Source organism: Pseudomonas sp. LBUM1656 (assembly GCF_059716065.1).
This window is the reverse complement of sequence record NZ_CP166800.1, coordinates 1,405,747-1,423,983: the sequence shown is the minus strand read 5'-3', so window position 1 is coordinate 1,423,983 and position 18,237 is coordinate 1,405,747. Positions and strand designations below refer to the sequence as shown.

At 59.2% G+C, this 18,237-nt stretch carries 15 protein-coding genes; 9 read left to right on the top strand and 6 right to left on the bottom strand.

Features of this window, described 5'->3' with window-relative positions:
- Positions 1 to 351: 351 nt before the first annotated feature.
- The 3 genes from ccoM to ACA072_RS06280 form a co-directional block, all read right to left on the bottom strand.
- Positions 352 to 465 carry a cytochrome c oxidase subunit CcoM gene (gene ccoM / locus ACA072_RS06290; RefSeq protein WP_010462558.1) on the bottom strand — a complete coding sequence of 38 codons (114 nt, stop codon included), beginning with the start codon at positions 463 to 465 and terminating at the stop codon, positions 352 to 354.
- Positions 466 to 609: 144 nt separating this feature from the next.
- Positions 610 to 771, bottom strand: coding sequence for a hypothetical protein (locus ACA072_RS06285; protein WP_007935839.1), 162 nt, complete (start codon positions 769 to 771; stop codon positions 610 to 612).
- 72 nt (positions 772 to 843) lie between these two features.
- The gene (locus ACA072_RS06280; protein WP_497623642.1) at positions 844 to 1,185 is read right to left on the bottom strand and encodes an aspartate-semialdehyde dehydrogenase; all 342 of its coding nucleotides are present in this window, start codon (positions 1,183 to 1,185) and stop codon (positions 844 to 846) included.
- A gap of 218 nt (positions 1,186 to 1,403) precedes the next feature.
- Here ACA072_RS06280 and rapA point away from each other — a divergent pair, with 218 nt between their 5' ends.
- Positions 1,404 to 4,250: an RNA polymerase-associated protein RapA gene (gene rapA / locus ACA072_RS06275; protein WP_497623641.1), complete on the top strand. Its 2,847-nt coding sequence runs from the start codon at positions 1,404 to 1,406 to the stop codon at positions 4,248 to 4,250.
- A gap of 172 nt (positions 4,251 to 4,422) precedes the next feature.
- Here rapA and ACA072_RS06270 read toward each other — a convergent pair whose 3' ends face one another.
- On the bottom strand, positions 4,423 to 5,772 hold the full coding sequence (locus ACA072_RS06270; RefSeq protein ID WP_497623640.1) for a spinster family MFS transporter: 1,350 nt from the start codon (positions 5,770 to 5,772) through the stop codon (positions 4,423 to 4,425).
- A 383-nt stretch (positions 5,773 to 6,155) separates the two neighbouring features.
- Between ACA072_RS06270 and ACA072_RS06265 the strand changes: the two genes are divergently transcribed.
- Together ACA072_RS06265 and ACA072_RS06260 are read left to right on the top strand one after the other, a co-directional pair.
- Complete coding sequence (locus tag ACA072_RS06265; protein WP_497623639.1) at positions 6,156 to 6,521, top strand: YkgJ family cysteine cluster protein; 366 nt, start codon at positions 6,156 to 6,158, stop codon at positions 6,519 to 6,521.
- 130 nt (positions 6,522 to 6,651) lie between these two features.
- The gene (locus ACA072_RS06260; protein WP_497623638.1) at positions 6,652 to 8,934 is read left to right on the top strand and encodes a putative bifunctional diguanylate cyclase/phosphodiesterase; all 2,283 of its coding nucleotides are present in this window, start codon (positions 6,652 to 6,654) and stop codon (positions 8,932 to 8,934) included.
- On the opposite strand, the gene ACA072_RS06255 is transcribed toward ACA072_RS06260, so the two are convergent.
- Complete coding sequence (locus tag ACA072_RS06255; protein ID WP_497623637.1) at positions 8,825 to 9,721, bottom strand: NAD(P)-dependent oxidoreductase; 897 nt, start codon at positions 9,719 to 9,721, stop codon at positions 8,825 to 8,827. The genes ACA072_RS06260 and ACA072_RS06255 overlap by 110 nt on opposite strands.
- 197 nt (positions 9,722 to 9,918) lie before the next feature.
- Between ACA072_RS06255 and ACA072_RS06250 the strand changes: the two genes are divergently transcribed.
- Positions 9,919 to 12,120 carry a hypothetical protein gene (locus ACA072_RS06250; RefSeq protein ID WP_497623636.1) on the top strand — a complete coding sequence of 734 codons (2,202 nt, stop codon included), beginning with the start codon at positions 9,919 to 9,921 and terminating at the stop codon, positions 12,118 to 12,120.
- A gap of 303 nt (positions 12,121 to 12,423) precedes the next feature.
- On the opposite strand, the gene ACA072_RS06245 is transcribed toward ACA072_RS06250, so the two are convergent.
- The gene (locus ACA072_RS06245) at positions 12,424 to 12,729 is read right to left on the bottom strand and encodes a DUF2288 domain-containing protein (RefSeq protein ID WP_497623635.1); all 306 of its coding nucleotides are present in this window, start codon (positions 12,727 to 12,729) and stop codon (positions 12,424 to 12,426) included.
- Between the two features lie 350 nt (positions 12,730 to 13,079).
- Between ACA072_RS06245 and ACA072_RS06240 the strand changes: the two genes are divergently transcribed.
- The 5 genes from ACA072_RS06240 (at position 13,080) to ACA072_RS06220 (ending at position 18,082) form a co-directional block, all read left to right on the top strand.
- Positions 13,080 to 14,207: a branched-chain amino acid ABC transporter substrate-binding protein gene (locus ACA072_RS06240; RefSeq protein WP_497623634.1), complete on the top strand. Its 1,128-nt coding sequence runs from the start codon at positions 13,080 to 13,082 to the stop codon at positions 14,205 to 14,207.
- Between the two features lie 232 nt (positions 14,208 to 14,439).
- Complete coding sequence (livH, locus tag ACA072_RS06235) at positions 14,440 to 15,363, top strand: high-affinity branched-chain amino acid ABC transporter permease LivH (protein WP_497623633.1); 924 nt, start codon at positions 14,440 to 14,442, stop codon at positions 15,361 to 15,363.
- A complete protein-coding gene (locus tag ACA072_RS06230) occupies positions 15,360 to 16,616 on the top strand; it encodes a high-affinity branched-chain amino acid ABC transporter permease LivM (protein ID WP_497623632.1) in 1,257 nt (418 codons plus the stop codon). Before livH ends, ACA072_RS06230 begins: the two co-directional genes overlap by 4 nt.
- Entirely contained in the window at positions 16,613 to 17,380 is a 768-nt protein-coding gene (gene livG / locus ACA072_RS06225) for a high-affinity branched-chain amino acid ABC transporter ATP-binding protein LivG (RefSeq protein ID WP_109628305.1), read from the top strand. The genes ACA072_RS06230 and livG overlap by 4 nt, the downstream gene beginning before the upstream one ends.
- Positions 17,381 to 18,082: an ABC transporter ATP-binding protein gene (locus ACA072_RS06220; protein ID WP_109628304.1), complete on the top strand. Its 702-nt coding sequence runs from the start codon at positions 17,381 to 17,383 to the stop codon at positions 18,080 to 18,082.
- Positions 18,083 to 18,237 lie beyond the last annotated feature (155 nt).

Sequence of the window (18,237 nt, the reverse complement as noted above, 5' to 3'; positions counted from 1 at the left end):
TGTAGGTGCCAGCGAAGCCAACCGGAGGGCGATGCCCCCGGATGAATGCCGGAGCGAAGGAACGCCGAGCCTCAGCGAGGGGCCGGACGCTTGGGGCGAGCGTTTTTTTTGCTTACTTTTTTTAGGCGCTTGTAAAAAAAGTGAGTCGCCGTAAGGGCGAAACCATAAGCAGCCGTTACCGCAGGAATGGATATGTACACCTGAAAGAGACTGGTCGGCTACTAGGCCGCCATCGCGAGCAGACTCACTCCCACAGGGTTCTATATTGTCAGTGAGATTTTCGGGGGCAAAAAAAAAAGGGCAACCGAAGTTGCCCAAAATGCCTTGCGTGCTCATTACATCCAGAAAGAACTACGGCTTACGCTTATGCGAATCCTTCCAGATAAAAAATCCAAACCCTGCGAAAAACAGAACCATGAGGCCGACTGTCAGCACTCCGGCGATCACCACGTTGTCGAAAAACATGACGGCTCTCCTGCACTTGCCCTGTTGCGATAGGGCTAAGTTAACCAATCAGACAGAAGAGAAAATTGACCAGGATCAATGTCGCCCGAGACAGGGCGTAAAGGAGGGGAAATAACTGACCTGCATCAACCGATGCAGGGTGTTTCAGCGCTTTTTCGGCTTGTTCTTCGGTTTCTTCTTGGCTTTACCCAACGGCATCGCCTGCTCAAACGCCTGGCGAACTTCATTCAGACGCTTTTCATTAAGGTCATGAACCCGCTTGGCGCGTTCAGAGTTAAGGTCAATCAGCTTGTCATCTTGGCTCATGGTGCTCAGGACATCGTATGGCAGGGTTTTAGCAATAATGCGGTCTCGCAGCAGCGCTGACCAGCCGCAACCTCAAATCTGGATATCAACCCACAACCCCTGGCGCGGCTGATCTTCCATCAATGGCGCGACCGGCACAGTATTGTCAGCATTCAATTCGGTACCGGGAATCGCCATATGCTCCTCCGGATCTTCATCAGCCTCGCGACGACGCCGTTCCCGCTCCTGCTTGCGCCGCTGTTCCTCGCGCAGCTGAAAAGCCGCTTCCTCGGGATCGCGTTGTTGCAGGTCGATGGTGCTTTCGTTGGAACTTTCCTGCACCGGCACGACAGGCGGAATATCCGGGCGCTGGCGGATCGGGTCCTGCTGTGACGTGATCGGCACGGCACTCAGGGGGAGCATCGGTGGCAGCATAATTATCAGTCTCCTGTCAGCAGGCTGTCGGCTGCGGGGATGGCGACTTGAGCCATCGGTCGCAAACTGTGACCGGTTTGGCACCGATTGGTGCCCCGACCGGCAAGCATCGCATCGCTGGGCTAACGTAAGACTGCGAGTTTTTATGAGAGTCCTTTGGCCCTGAAGCCCTCATTCCGTTAAGATAGCCCGCTTTTTCAAGGTGGGAGTCAGGCAGCATGGCGCAGCAGTATCAACCGGGGCAACGCTGGATCAGTGACAGCGAAGCCGAGCTGGGTTTAGGCACCGTTCTGGCACAGGACGGCCGCTTGTTGACCGTGCTCTATCCGGCCACTGGCGAGACTCGCCAGTACGCGCTACGGAATGCGCCCCTCACCCGCGTGCGGTTCTCGCCGGGCGACTCCATCACTCACTTCGAAGGCTGGAAACTGACCGTCCAGGAAGTCGACGACGTCGATGGCCTGCTGGTCTACCACGGCCTCAACGCGCAAAACGAAGTGGTCACCCTGCCGGAAACCCAGCTGTCGAACTTCATTCAGTTCCGACTGGCCAGCGACCGTTTGTTCGCCGGGCAGATCGACCCACTGGCCTGGTTCTCCCTGCGCTACAACACCCTGGAACACACCAGCCGCCAGCTGCAGTCCTCACTCTGGGGCCTGGGCGGCGTGCGTGCGCAACCGATCGCGCACCAGTTGCACATCGCCCGTGAAGTCGCCGACCGCATTGCGCCGCGGGTGTTGCTGGCCGACGAAGTGGGCCTGGGCAAAACCATCGAAGCCGGCCTGGTGATCCATCGCCAACTGCTTTCGGGCCGCGCCAACCGCGTGCTGATCCTGGTGCCGGAGAACCTGCAGCACCAGTGGCTGGTCGAGATGCGCCGCCGCTTTAACCTGCAAGTCGCGCTGTTCGACGAAGAACGCTTCATCGAAAGCGATGCCGCCAACCCGTTCGAAGACACCCAGCTCGCGCTGGTTGCACTTGAGTGGCTGGTGGATGACGAGAAAGCCCAGGACGCGCTGTTCGCCGCCGGTTGGGACCTGCTGGTGGTCGACGAAGCGCACCATTTGGTGTGGCACGAAGAGAAGGCCAGCCCTGAATACACGCTGGTCGAGCAACTGGCCGAAGTCATTCCCGGCGTGCTGCTGCTGACCGCGACCCCGGAACAACTGGGCCAGGACAGCCACTTCGCGCGTCTGCGCCTGCTTGACCCGAATCGTTTCCATGACCTGCACGCCTTCCGCGCCGAGAGCGAAAACTATCGCCCGGTGGCCGAAGCCGTTCAGGAGCTGCTGGACAAAGGACGCCTGTCGCCTGAAGCACACAAGACCATTCACGGCTTCCTCGGCAACGAAGGCGAAGCTTTGCTGACCGCCGTCAACGATGGCGACACCGAAGCCAGCGCCCGCCTGGTCCGCGAACTGCTGGACCGTCACGGCACCGGCCGCGTGCTGTTCCGCAACACCCGCGCCGCCGTGCAGGGTTTCCCGGAGCGCAAACTGCATCCGTACCCGCTGCCGTGCCCGGACGAATACCTCGAACTGCCGTTGGGCGATCACGCCGAGCTGTACCCGGAAGTCAGCTTCCAGGCCCAGCCGGATGCCAACGAAGAAGAACGCTGGTGGAAATTCGACCCGCGCGTCGAATGGCTGATCGATCAGCTGAAAATGCTCAAGCGCACCAAAGTGCTGGTGATCTGTGCCCACGCCGAAACCGCCATGGACCTGGAAGACGCCTTGCGCGTGCGCTCCGGGATTCCGGCCACGGTCTTCCACGAAGGCATGAACATCCTTGAACGTGACCGCGCCGCCGCCTACTTCGCCGACGAAGAATTTGGCGCGCAAGTGCTGATCTGCTCGGAAATCGGCAGTGAAGGTCGCAACTTCCAGTTCTCGCACCACTTGGTGCTGTTCGATCTGCCGTCGCACCCGGACCTGCTGGAACAGCGGATCGGTCGTCTGGACCGGATCGGCCAGAAGCACATCATTGAGCTGCACGTGCCCTACCTGGAAACCAGCCCGCAAGAACGGCTGTTCCAGTGGTACCACGAAGCCCTGAACGCCTTCCTCAACACCTGCCCGACCGGCAACGCCTTGCAGCATCAGTTCGGCTCGCGCCTGCTGCCGCTGCTGGAAAACGCCGACGATGGCGAGTGGCAAGCGCTGATCGACGAAGCCCGCGCCGAGCGTGAGCGCCTGGAAGCCGAGCTGCACACCGGCCGTGACCGCTTGCTGGAGCTCAACTCCGGCGGCGCTGGCGAAGGTGATGCGCTGGTCGAGGACATCCTTGAGCAAGACGATCAGTTCGCCCTGCCGATCTACATGGAAACCCTGTTCGACGCCTTCGGCATCGACAGCGAAGACCATTCGGAAAACGCCCTGATCCTCAAGCCGAGCGAAAAAATGCTCGACGCCAGCTTCCCGCTGGGCGACGACGAAGGCGTGACCATCACTTACGACCGTAACCAGGCGCTGTCTCGCGAAGACATGCAGTTCATCACCTGGGAACACCCGATGGTGCAGGGCGGCATGGACCTGGTGCTGTCCGGATCGATGGGTAACACCGCCGTGGCGCTGATCAAGAACAAGGCGCTGAAACCGGGCACCGTGTTGCTGGAACTGCTCTACGTCAGCGAAGTGGTTGCGCCGCGCTCGCTGCAACTGGGCCGTTACCTGCCGCCGGCCGCCCTGCGCTGCCTGCTCGACACCACTGGCAATGACTTGTCGGCCCGGGTGTCGTTCGAGACCTTGAACGACCAACTGGAAAGCGTGCCCCGTGCCAGCGCCAACAAGTTCATCCAGGCCCAGCGCGATCAACTGACGCCACGGATCAACGCCGGCGAAGAGAAAATCTTCCCGCGTCACGCCGAGCGGGTTGCCGAAGCGAAGCGTCGCCTGGCAGCGGATACCGACGAAGAGCTGGCGCGCCTGACCGCACTGCAAGCGGTCAACCCGACCGTGCGCGACAGCGAACTGGTTGCCCTGCGCAAGCAACGCGAACAGGGCCTGGCCATGCTCGACAAGGCTGCGCTGCGACTGGAAGCGATTCGGGTGCTGGTGGCGGGTTAACCGCCCTGCTCCACCGCTGAAAACAAGAAGGCCCGCAGCGATGCGGGCCTTTTTTATTGCCTGAAATTTGATGCAGTGATGCTGATGGCCGCATCGCTAGCAGGCTAGCTCCCACAGGGGATTTGTTAACGCTGTAGATCCAATGTGGGAGCCAGCCTGCTGGCGATAGCGATTATGCAGTCGCCACAGAAACCCCAGGCTCAACGACAGCCACCAACCCGTCCTTCATCCGCTTGGCATCGCGCACAAAACACCGCGAAGCCAAAAACAGAAACACCATGGTGAAAAACAGCGCCACCGGGATCAAATACATCGCGTCATGCAAGCCGACCGCCTTGAACGCCTCGGTCATCTGCTCGGCGCCAGCCGCGGCCATCGCCGTGTGTGCGAAGTGATCGGACAAACCGCCCACCACCACCGGCCCCAAGCCACCGCCCAGCAAGTACAACCCGGCAAAGAACAGCGCCATCGCCGTGGCCCGCAAGCGCGGTTCGACCACGTCCTGAATCGCCGTGTAAACGCAGGTATAGAAGTTATAAGCGAACAGCCAGCCCACACTGAACACCGCGACGAACACGCCGATTTCGATCCGTCCGGCATGCAACGCCCACGCGGTACACACCGACGAGATGATCAGGCTGAACGCGGCAAACAGCAGCCGCCCATTGGCCACCCGCTGGTGAATCTTGTCGGCGACCCAGCCACCGAGCGTCAACCCGAACAACCCGGTCACGCCGACGATCACCCCGGTCGCCACTGCTGCTTCCTGCAATGGCATCAGGAAGTAACGCTGCAGCATCGGCACCAGAAACGAGTTGCAGGCATAGGTGGCAAAGTTGAAACACAGCCCCGCCATCACCAGCCACAGAAAGGTCGGCACCGCTAACACGCGACGGATCGGCCGGTCGATGCGTTCCTGGGAGACTTGCACGCTCTCTGCAGCACCGCGTTTTGGCTCCTTGATGTAGAACATGAAGATCGCCAGGATCAGCCCAGGTACCGCCGCAATAAAGAACGGCGCGCGCCAACTGTCGAACGCCTTGACCATCGCGCCAATAGTGAAGAAGGCCAGCAACAGGCCCAATGGCAGACCGAGCATGAAAATGCCCATCGCCCGCGCGCGGCGGTGAGCGGGGAACAGGTCGCCGATCAGCGAGTTGGCGGCCGGCGCGTAACTGGCTTCGCCGATACCGACGCCCATGCGCACGATCAGAAACGCCCAAAAGTTGCCCACCAGCCCATTGACCGCCGTCAGGCCGCTCCACGCCGCCAGGCCCCAGCCCATCAGTTTGCTGCGCGAACCGGTATCGGCCATCCGCCCCAGGGGCAGGCCGGCAATGGCGTAAACGATGGTGAATGCAGTACCGATGATGCCCAGCTGAAAGTCGCTGAGGTGCCATTCCATGCGAATCGGTTCGATGATGATGGCCGGGATGGTGCGATCGAAGAAATTGAACAGGTTGGCCAGGAACAGCAGGAACAGAATGCGCCAGGCATTCGCCGCTTGGGTCGAGTTCTGCATGGAGTCCGTCTCTTTTATTGTTATTGGGGCCTCGCTGTCCCCGGAACCTCCAATCTAGTCAGGCCCGCCGGAGCTGTCTGTAATTATTCGTAATGCTGATACCAACCCATGACGCAATACCCCACCTGTGGGAGCGACGGTACGGCGATCCGAGTTGCTCGCGAAGAAGCCGGCACATCCGACATAGAGGGCGACTGATCCGCCGACTTCGCGAGCAAGCCCGCTCCCACAAGGCATTTGTGGTGTGGGTAAGGTCGGTGTTTTCACCGCCATTGGTCGCATAAAAAAATATCTTTGCGCCCCTCTTCCCAAGTCAATGGCGAAGCCTAGAATAGCGGCCTTGCCTGCCCCACCAATCCCCCATCCCTCTTTGATTATCGCCCATGTCCGAAGCCAGTCCGTGTCTGAATTGCGGTGCCTGCTGTTCTCATTTTCGCGTGTCTTTTTTCTGGGGTGAATGCACCTCGGCGGGGGGAACGGTGCCTGACGAGCTGGTCGCTCCCATCAGCCCCAGCCGGGTGGCCATGCTGGGCACGGACTGCAAACCCACTCGCTGCATCGGGCTGGTTGGCGACGTCGGCAGCACGGTGCAGTGCTCGATTTACGACAAGCGTTCCAGCACCTGCCGGGAGTTCGACGCCTCCTGGGCCAATGGCGAGGCAAATGTGGATTGCGATGCGGCACGGGCAGCGTTCGGCCTGCCGGCCCTACAACCGGAATTCGAGTTCCCTTATGAGCAGATCGCCTGATTCCTGACGCTGTAATTTCAAAATCATCAGCAGCAATGTGCCACTACCGTTTGCACTCTTTGTATGACCTCTATACTCCAACACATTCGCCAGGGTTCATGGTGTCGGCTGGATAAATACGGGGCGTCCGATGGAGTGGCCTGCTTTATATTTTACGAACCAACTGCCAGAGACCGGCCAGGTCATACTCAATTGCGTCCACAACCCTTTTCTGGTGTTGCTCGCTTACGTGGTCGCCTGTGCGACCGGCTTCGCCACGCTGGACATTACCGAACGGGTTGGCCACGCCGAAAAACCCGCATCCCAACGACTCTGGCGCTGGGTCGGTGCCGGGTGTCTGGCGGGCGGTATCTGGGCCATGCACTTCATCAGCATGCTGGCGTTCCAGGCCCCGATCGAAATCAATTACCAGCTGCCCATCACCCTTATTTCACTGTTATTTGCACTGACAGCTTCGTGGCTGGCGATGCATACCCTCAGCCATCCTCATGTGAGTTTCTGGCAAACCCTGCGGGCCGCGGTGTGGATCGGCCTCGGCATCGCGACCATGCACTACGTGGGCATGGCCGCCATGCAGTCGAGTGCGACGGCTTATTACGACCCCGCCCTGTTCGCCCTCTCCATCGTGATCGCGATTGGCGCCAGCCTGGCCGCCCTGCTGATTTCCCGTCACCTGCGCGAAGGCAGCGGTGTGGCTCATCAACTGCTCAAATACACCGCCAGCCTGGTGCTCGGGGCCGGCATCGTCAGCATGCATTTCACCGGCATGGCAGCGCTCAGCCTGGTGCTGCCCATCAATAGCGCCCAGCCGCTGCCCGGCGACAACAACCACCTGCAACTGGGATTGACGGTGGCGATGATGACGTTGCTGATCATCGGCAGCAGCATCAGCGCGGCGCTGGCCGACAAGAAACTGCAACACAAGGAAGGCGACCTGCAGCGGGTCAACACGCTGCTCGGCCAACTGGATCAGGCACGTATGTCGCTGCAACAAGTGGCGCACTACGACGCGCTGACCAACCTGATCAACCGCCGTGGCTTCAACCAGATTTTCGTCGAAAAACTGCTCGAGAAGACCAACGAAGGCGGGATGCTGGCGGTGATGTTCCTCGACATCGACCACTTCAAGCGGATCAACGACAGCCTGGGCCATGACGCCGGCGACGAATTGCTCAAGGTCCTGGCCGGGCACATCAAGGATTCGGTACGCAGCCAGGACGATGTGGTGGCGCGCTTTGGCGGGGACGAGTTCTGCATCCTCATCGACCTGCATGACCGTGAAGAAGCACAGCAAATGGCCCAGCGCATCATGCTGAAAATGAAAGACCCCATCGAGCTGGCCGGGCGCAGCATGGTCATGACCACCAGCATCGGCATCAGCGTGTTTCCGCAGGACGGTACAACTTGCGAGGAGCTGCTGAAAAACGCCGACCTGGCGCTATATCAATCCAAGGGCAGCGGGCGCAACGGGCTGCATTTTTTCAGTCCGCACATGAAAACCCGCGCCTCGCTGGAGTTGCAGCTCGAAGAAGAACTACGGCACGCCCTGAAAAATGACGACGGACTGACCCTGTATTACCAACCGATCTACGACCTGAAAACCAGCCAGGTCACCAAACTCGAAGCGCTGATTCGCTGGCAACACCCGGTTCACGGTCTGCTGGCACCGGATCGATTCATTGCCATTGCCGAGGCCAACGGCCTGATCGCTGAACTGGACAACTGGGTATTGCTCAAGGCCTGTGGGGACCTAGCCGAACTGTCCCGCCAGGGGCGCGACGAACTCAAGATCGCCGTGAACTGCTCGCCGCTGAACCTCGCCCGCGAAGAGCTGGCCGATGAAATCGAAAACGCCCTGCGCATCGCAGGGGTATCGCCCCAACGCCTCGAACTGGAAGTCACCGAAAACGCCCTGATGGGCAACCTCGCCAACACCCTGGTACTGCTGAAGCAGATCCGCTCCCTCGGTGTGTCACTGTCGATCGACGATTTCGGCACCGGCTATTCATCCCTGGCCTACCTCAAGCGCCTGCCGCTGAACACACTGAAAATCGACCGCTCGTTCATTCAGGACGTCCCCAAGGCCACCCAGGACATGGAAATCGTCCACGCCATTATCATCATGGCCCACACCCTGCATTTACAGGTCATCAGCGAGGGTGTCGAAACGACCGAGCAATATGAATTTCTCGAACGCCAGGGCTGCGACCTGGTTCAGGGCCACCTGTTCAGCCGTCCGGTGCCTCTGGCCGAGCTGCCGGCGGTGCTGGACGAAATCAATCAGCGCAAACATTCACGCAGTGTCAGTTCTCTAAGCCTGGCGTGCGGTACAACTGCACTAACGTCGACGGATCCTTTTCCAAAAAGCCCTGCCCCCCATGCAGGCGCATCAGTTGTGCGGCCAATCCGCTGATCGGCGTGGCCGAACCCTGTTCGCGGGAGAATTTCACCGCGGTGTCGAGGTCTTTGAGTAGCGTGCGCACGTGCCACTTCACCGGTTCGAAACGACTCTCGGCCATTTGCGGGGCGAGGATCTGCAAGGGTCTTGAATCAGCGAACCCTCCCGCCAGCGCCTCGGCGATCAGGCTGGCGTCGACCCCGGACCGCTCGGCCAGCGCCACCACTTCAGCAATCACCAGCGCATTGCAGGCAACGATCATCTGATTGCAGGCCTTGGTCACCTGCCCGGCGCCGACTCCGCCCATGTGAGTCACCCGTTGACCGAGATTCAGCAGCACCGGTCTGACTCGCTCAAGGTCTGCCGCGTTGCCGCCCACCATTATCGCCAGGCTGCCGGCCTCGGCACCGACGACCCCGCCGGACACCGGCGCGTCGAGCCAGTGCATGCCGGATTGGCTGACCAGCGCCGAGGCCATTTCCCGCGTCGCGCCAGGTTCCAGACTGGAAAAGTCCACCAGCAACTGGTCACTTTTAGCGCCCTCGGCAATCCCGGCCGGGCCGAAAACCACCTCGCGCACCACCGCCGTGTCCGCCAGGCACAGCATCACCACGTCGGCGTGCTGAGCCAACTCGGCCGCTGTCGCCACCTGCCGGGCGCCGGCTTCGACCAGCGGTGCACACCTGGCCGGATTGCGATTCCAGACCGTCAGCGGATACCCCGCCGCCAACAGACGACGGCACATGGGCAAGCCCATCAGGCCGATTCCGGCAAAACTCAACGAAGGTAGGGTTGACATCATTTAGCCTCCTTTTGATTAAAGATCGCCGAATATTGGCCGATTCATCATGACTAAGGAAAGGATTCCCCCGAGCGATGCTCAGGCTTTAACCCTGACGCTTGGGCAAAATACGCGCTAAAAAAAGTCGCGAGATCCTATCCGTGAAGGTTCGACGACACCGTGTCGCCGAACTAACCAGCCCAGGTACATGGCGCCCAATGACTTCTAAAAATAATCCGGCCACTACGGTTTCCGATCTGACACTGAGCCCCGCAGCGAACAGCCCCTCATCGTCGAAGCCATTGATCCCGTCGCGTCCGCTGGCCAGTCAGCAATACCTGTATTTCACCGAAACCAACACCGACCGCATCCTCGATAACCTCGATGGCCTGCGCGACATGGTGTTCCCGCGCCCACCGCACCTGGAAGGCGACAACGAACAGCACAACGACCAGGAATTCCCCTCGGTGTGCCTGATCGGCCTGGGACGTTGCGGTTCCAACATTGCGCTGGACGTCGCGGAGCTGGTGTACAACGCCCGCAAGTTTTACCTCAACGAATTCAACAACGAAGACCGTCTGTCGCCGGACAAACGCTACGCCGAAAAGGGTTACAGCCCGGCGCAATGGATCCGCAACAACCTGCGCCTGGGGACGAACAAGGCCACCAAACCGGTGTTTCTGGTCGAGCCGCTGGTGATGCTCGGCGACCTGGACAAGGACATCGCCGGTCGCATCCGCTTCTCGCGCAAGGGCGAAAAAAGCGGCTTCCTGCGCGACTACAGCAAAATGAAGATCATGGACTTGTCGGAAGTCCACGCCGGTGGCGCCGGTAACGCGCCGATCCTCGGTCAGTACCTGGCCAAGATCATCCTGAACAAGGACACCCAGCGTTTCTCCAGCCCTGACTGGAAGATGATTCACTCGTACCTGATCGACAGCTGCGGGATCAAGGCCAACCAGTCGCGCCTGTATTTCTCGATCTTCAGCGCCGGCGGCGGTACCGGTTCGGGCATGGCTTCGGAATTCGGCCTGGCCCAGCAGCACTCGTACATGAACAAGACGTTCGACACCAAGCCGATGGATGAACACGACGGCAAGAGCGGTCACTCCTTCGTCTTCGAGCCGATCTTCACCAGCGGCATCTGCGTGCTGCCGAACATTTCCGATCACCGCAGCGAAATGTCCGAGGCGCTGCACATCAACGCCGGTCGGCTGCTGTGCAAATACCTGTCGGAAGAGTGGGACTTCTCCTACAACTTCGCCAACGAAGACAGCAGCGAAGCCAGCGTCATGGGCCGTATCCGCCCATGGAACGCCATGATGCTGATCTCCAACGACATCATGCGTTATGCCGAAGAAAGCGATGACGGCAACATCCAGAACATCGACGTCAACGCGATGGAAAAGCACGCCAACCAATACATCTCGCAGCAGATCTTCAACATTCTGACGGCGCAGGCGGTCACGACTGACTACGACCAGAACTATTTCCGTCGTGCCGGCATCGACATCGGCGAAACCATTCGCCTCGACGCCAACGACCTGTTCATGAGCCTGGCCGGCCCGGTGGCGATTGCCTACGCCGAATCCGTGGTGCCGGAAACCCCGCCACCGAGCAGCGACAAGTTCAAGGTGTTCGAGAAAGAGCCACAGCGCCTGAACATCGACGACCTGTTCTTCCGCTCCATCGACCTGCCGCACTTCAACAAGGTGACCCAGGCGATCGAAGGCATCAGCCTGTTGCCTATCGAATCCAAGCGCTATCGCGCCTCGCTGGAGCAGTACAAGAATTCCGGTTATGACGCGGCCGCGTTGCACGACCTGCACTTCTTCAAGAATTGCTCGTCGGTGGTGTCGATTGTCTCGCTGCCGAAAGACTACAAGCTGTCCTACATGGACCTGAACCGGTTGAAGACCCACCTCAACAGCCTGTTCCCGAACACCACGCTCAAGCGTTATGCGCTGGTGATCGGTGCTTCGGCCAACTTGTCGTTGACCACGTTGATCGCCAAGAGCCCGTGCCTGTCGGACGATTTCCTGACGCTGATCGTCGCGTTCATCAAGCGCTGCTTCGCGAAAAACCCGTACCGCTTCGACGACACGCTGGATAACTCGATCCTCGACTTCATCATCAATGAGGACTTCGACGAAGACCTGATCGACGACTTGCTCAACGAGTTCGAGAACCCGGCGAAGATCCTCGACACCAACTGGTACGCGATCAAACCGATGTACGAGAAGAAGTACCGCGAGCTGATCAACGACAAAGACAAGTTTGTCTCGATCAACGACATTCGTTTGTCGCGTGATTGCGTGAAGAAGGCGATCAAGTACCTGCGCGAGATCTACCGTCACCGGATTGGCAAGACCAAGGTTATTTCGTTGAATAACCACACGGGTAAGACCTTCTCGGTCTGACTTGCCACCGCTTCGCCGCCTTCGCGAGCAAGCCCGCTCCCACATTTAACCGCGTTCATTCAGAAAGAATGCGGTCGAATGTGGGAGCGGGCTTGCTCGCGAAGAGGGCCTCACATTCAGCACAAATCCCAACATTCAGAAACAATTAAGCAGCCCGAAGGCTGCTCAATAAACTGTTCCCGTTACGTTTACGTCACCCTCGCCAAGACCCTTCTGTGGCCTTTCTCTACGGCAACGTGCCATCACGCTACTCACCTACACACTTTTAGCCGCACTAGAGGCGCACCAATAAAGTGCAGGCAGTCAGTTCGTCGCCCTTTCCTGGATCAGAATCCACGGCGAAACCACCACGGCCCACAGCTGCGGGTCGCGTTCAAAAAGATCCAGAGCCCGTGTTTCAGAGAGCTTGGCGACCCTGTCGGCGGCCAGCCAGGCAGCCACTTTCTCACCTTCATCCGTAGCCACCGCTTCCGCAGCGGCGATCAAATCCAGGCCGGGGTCGACCCACAATAGGGCACCCCTGGCGAAGAAGGGCTCTAACTCTTTCCACGTAATAGATGCGGTTTCACCAAGCAGCTTGGCATAGAGGGTGCTAGGTTCTTGATTCATGGGCGCTGTCCGGAAAAGAAATCGACGCGAATGATAACGTCGGTGGTCTGGCAGAAAAACCCGGATGCAATTGAGTGACCGAATGAAAAGAGCAGGAAAGCCAGGGAATGCAGCTGAATCAAGCAATTAGCCAGCTAACATCCCGCCGCGATTCTGTCTTTTTCTTTCAATAAAGCGACACCCTCAGGGTTTGCCCCCCGGCGCCAGCTTCCCAGGCTAACAATTGGCGCTCTACACTGTACCGGTACAGTTGCCGGGGGCATTTTCCGGAGGATATCGAAGATATCTGACCCGGTTCTGCTGCTACGGCGCCAGGACTATAAAAACTACAACAGTAAGAGTGGAGCACTATGACTAAGGCTACTAAGCAGATTTCCAAACTGTTTGCCGCTATGGTTCTGGCCGGGGTTGCCAGCCATTCGTTCGCAGCTGACACCATCAAGATCGGCATCGCCGGCCCTAAAACCGGCCCTGTAGCCCAATACGGCGACATGCAGTTCAGTGGTGCCAAAATGGCCATTGAACAGATCAACGCCAAAGGCGGCGTAGACGGCAAGCAACTGGTCGCCGTTGAATACGATGACGCCTGTGATCCAAAACAAGCGGTAGCGGTCGCGAACAAAGTCGTCAACGACGGCGTCAAGTTCGTGGTCGGTCACCTGTGCTCCAGCTCCACTCAACCGGCTTCGGACATCTACGAAGACGAAGGCGTGATCATGATCACCCCGGCTGCCACCAGCCCGGACATCACCGCCCGTGGTTACAAAATGGTGTTCCGCACCATCGGTCTGGACAGCGCCCAGGGCCCTGCCGCCGGTAACTACATCGCCGACTTCGTAAAACCGAAGATCGTTGCTGTTCTGCACGACAAACAGCAATACGGTGAAGGCATCGCCACCGCCGTCAAGAAAACCCTGGAAGGCAAAAACGTCAAGGTTGCCGTGTTCGAAGGCATCAACGCCGGCGACAAGGACTTCTCCTCGATCATCGCCAAGCTCAAGCAAGCCAACGTCGACTTCGTCTACTACGGCGGCTACCACCCGGAGCTGGGTCTGATCCTGCGTCAAGCACAGGAAAAAGGCCTGAAAGCCAAGTTCATGGGTCCGGAAGGCGTGGGTAACGACTCCATTTCGCAGATCGCCAAAGAATCTTCCGAAGGCCTGCTGGTGACTCTGCCGAAATCCTTCGACCAGGATCCGGCCAACATCGCCCTGGCTGATGCGTTCAAAGCGAAGAAAGAAGATCCGAGCGGTCCGTTCGTGTTCCCGGCCTACTCGGCTGTGACCGTGATTGCTGACGGCATCAAGGCTGCCAAGTCCGAAGACACTGCCAAAGTGGCTGCTGCCATCCACGCAGGCACCTTCAAGACGCCTACCGGCGACTTGGCCTTCGATGACAAGGGCGACCTGAAAGACTTCAAATTTGTGGTTTACGAGTGGCACTTCGGCAAACCAAAAACTGAAGCCAAGCCTCAGTAAGGCGTTGCCTGACTGACTGCCAATAAAGCCCACGGCGTGCCGTGGGCTTTGTTTTACGAATGTATTGGGCCGCGCTGGCGTGATCCGCCAGTCTCCCCACCTGAAAATCTCAAAACCGTCATCAGCGGTTCGCTGGCAAACCTCGCGTTCGAAGTGGATGCAGATCCACGGGGCTCGAGCGGGAAAATGACTCCACCAGTGAAATGCGTATCAGGTTTTTAGGAGCGCTGTAATGCCTGACATCTATCACTTCTTCCAACAGCTGGTTAATGGTCTGACCATTGGCAGTACGTATGCCCTGATCGCCATCGGCTATACGATGGTTTACGGCATCATTGGAATGATCAACTTCGCCCACGGCGAGGTGTACATGATCGGCTCCTACGTGGCGTTCATCGCCATCGCCGGGCTGGCCATGATGGGACTCGACAGTGTTCCGCTGTTGATGACCGCCGCTTTCCTCGCGACCATCGTCGTAACCAGTGCCTACGGTTACAGCATCGAACGGATCGCCTACCGCCCCCTGCGCGGCAGCAACCGTCTGATCCCGCTGATTTCCGCCATCGGCATGTCGATCTTCCTGCAGAACACGGTTCTGCTGGCGCAAGACTCCAAGGACAAATCCATCCCCAACCTGATTCCAGGCAACATTGCCTTCGGACCAGGTGGCGCACATGAAGTGCTGATTTCCTACATGCAAATCGTGGTGTTCGTGGTGACCCTGGTCGCCATGCTCGGCCTGACGCTGTTCATCTCCCGCTCTCGCCTGGGTCGCGCCTGCCGCGCCTGTGCCGAAGACATCAAGATGGCCAACCTGCTGGGTATCAACACCAACAACATCATCGCCCTGACCTTCGTCATCGGTGCTGCACTGGCGGCCATCGCGGCCGTGCTGTTGAGCATGCAATACGGCGTGATCAACCCGAACGCCGGTTTCCTCGTCGGCCTCAAGGCCTTCACCGCCGCAGTACTGGGCGGTATCGGCAGCATCCCCGGCGCCATGCTCGGCGGGCTGGTGCTGGGTGTCGCAGAAGCCTTCGGTGCCGATATCTTCGGCGACCAGTACAAGGACGTTGTCGCGTTCGGCCTGCTGGTTCTGGTGTTGCTGTTCCGGCCAACCGGCCTGCTGGGTCGTCCGGAGGTTGAGAAAGTATGACTAGGAATCTTAAACAGGCGTTGTTCAGCGCCTTGCTGGTGTGGGCCGTTGCCTACCCGGTACTGGGTCTGAAGCTGACCATCGTCGGCATCAACCTCGAAGTCCATGGCACAAGCACTGCAACGCTGATCACCATCGCCGTCTGTTCGGTGCTGATGTTCCTGCGCGTGCTGTTCGATCCACAGATCAGCTCGGCCTGGCGCTCGTCGCCAAACATGCCGCTGATTCCGGCCAAGGCCAGTAACTTCCTGACCCTGCCGACCACCCAGCGCTGGATCATCATCGCGTTGATCGCCGGCGCGCTGGTGTGGCCGTTCTTCGGCTCTCGCGGTGCGGTGGATATCGCCACCCTGGTGTTGATCTACGTGATGCTCGGCCTCGGCTTGAACATCGTGGTCGGCCTGGCCGGTCTGCTCGACCTGGGTTACGTCGGTTTCTATGCCGTCGGTGCCTACAGTTATGCGCTGCTGTCGCACTACTACGGCCTGAGCTTCTGGATCTGCCTGCCAATCGCCGGCCTGATGGCGGCCACGTTCGGCTTCCTGCTCGGCTTCCCGGTACTGCGTCTGCGCGGTGACTACCTGGCGATCGTGACCCTGGGCTTCGGTGAAATCATCCGTCTGTTCCTGCGTAACCTGACCGGCCTCACCGGTGGCCCGAACGGCATCAGCAACATCGAGAAGCCAACGTTCTTCGGCCTGACCTTCGAACGTAAAGCGGCCGAGGGCATGCAGACGTTCCACGAGTACTTCGGCCTGGAATACAACTCGATCAACAAGGTGATTTTCCTTTACCTGGTTGCGCTGTTGCTGGCCCTCGGTGCGCTGTTCGTGATCAACCGCTTGCTGCGCATGCCATTGGGTCGTGCCTGGGAAGCATTGCGTGAAGACGAAATCGCCTGCCGTGCACTGGGCCTCAATCCTACGGTGATCAAGCTTTCGGCCTTCACCCTCGGCGCGGCATTCGCCGGTTTTGCCGGCAGCTTCTTCGCTGCCCGTCAGGGCCTGGTGACACCGGAGTCGTTCACCTTCATCGAGTCGGCGATCATTCTCGCCATCGTCGTATTGGGTGGCATGGGCTCGCAGCTGGGCGTGATCCTCGCGGCCGTGGTGATGATCCTGCTGCCGGAAATGATGCGTGAGTTCAGTGAGTACCGCATGTTGATGTTCGGCGCCTTGATGGTGCTGATGATGATCTGGCGTCCTCAAGGCCTGCTGCCCATGCAACGTCCTCACATGGAGCTGCGCAAATGAGCCGCGAGATCCTTAAAGTCGAAAATCTGAGCATGCGCTTCGGCGGTTTGCTGGCGGTCAACGGCGTGGCCCTGACCGTGAAGGAAAAACAGGTAGTTGCGTTGATCGGTCCTAACGGCGCCGGCAAAACCACGGTGTTCAACTGCCTGACCGGTTTCTACAAGCCGAGTGGCGGCAGCATCCTGCTGGACGGCGAGCCGATCGAAGGCCTGCCGGGCCACAAGATCGCCCTCAAAGGCGTGGTGCGCACCTTCCAGAACGTACGGTTGTTCAAGGACATGACCGCGGTCGAGAACCTCTTGATCGCGCAGCACCGTCACCTGAACACCAACTTCCTGTCCGGCCTGTTCAAGACCCCGGGGTTCCGCAAAAGCGAACGCGAGGCCATGGAATTCGCCGAGTTCTGGCTGGACAAGGTCAACCTCACGCAGTTCGCCAACCGTCCGGCCGGCACCCTGGCCTATGGTCAGCAACGTCGTCTGGAAATCGCCCGCTGCATGATGACCCGCCCGCGGATCCTCATGCTCGACGAACCGGCCGCCGGCCTGAACCCGAAGGAAACCGAGGACCTGAAGGCGCTGATCAGCATGCTGCGTGAAGAGCACAACGTCACCGTGCTGCTGATCGAACACGACATGAAACTGGTCATGAGCATTTCCGACCACATCGTCGTGATCAACCAGGGCACGCCTCTGGCCGACGGCACGCCGGAACAGATCCGCGACAATCCTGAAGTGATCAAAGCCTACCTGGGGGAAGCGTAAATGCTGCAATTCGAAAACGTTTCCACCTTCTACGGCAAGATCCAGGCGCTGCACAGCGTCAACGTCGAAGTCCGCCAGGGCGAGATCGTGACCCTGATCGGCGCCAACGGTGCCGGCAAGTCGACCCTGCTGATGACCCTCTGCGGTTCGCCGCAAGCCCACAGCGGCAGCATCCGCTACATGGGTGAAGAGCTCGTCGGCCAGGACTCGTCGCAGATCATGCGTAAAAGCATCGCGGTCGTGCCGGAAGGTCGTCGGGTGTTTGCCCGCCTGACCGTGGAAGAGAACCTGTCCATGGGCGGATTCTTTACCAACAAGGGCGATTATCAGGAACAGATGGACAAGGTTCTCGAACTTTTCCCACGCCTGAAAGAACGCTTCGCCCAACGCGGCGGCACCATGTCCGGCGGTGAGCAGCAAATGCTCGCCATCGGCCGTGCGCTGATGAGCAAACCCAAACTGCTGCTGCTCGACGAGCCATCGTTGGGCCTGGCACCGATCATCATCCAGCAGATCTTCGACATCATCGAACAGCTGCGCAAGGATGGCGTGACCGTGTTCCTGGTAGAGCAGAACGCCAACCAGGCGCTGAAAATTGCCGACCGCGCCTACGTTCTGGAGAACGGCCGGGTAGTGATGACAGGCACTGGCGAAGCACTGCTGACCGATCCGAAAGTGCGCGAAGCGTATCTGGGTGGTTGAGTCTTTGCGGTAAACAAAAAACGGCCTTCGGGCCGTTTTTTTGTGCCAGACACAAACCCACAAACGATGAAAACCCCTTGTGGGAGCGGGCTTGCTCGCGAAGGCGGAGTGTCATTCACCCGTTATGTCGACTGGCACGCAGCCTTCGCGAGCAA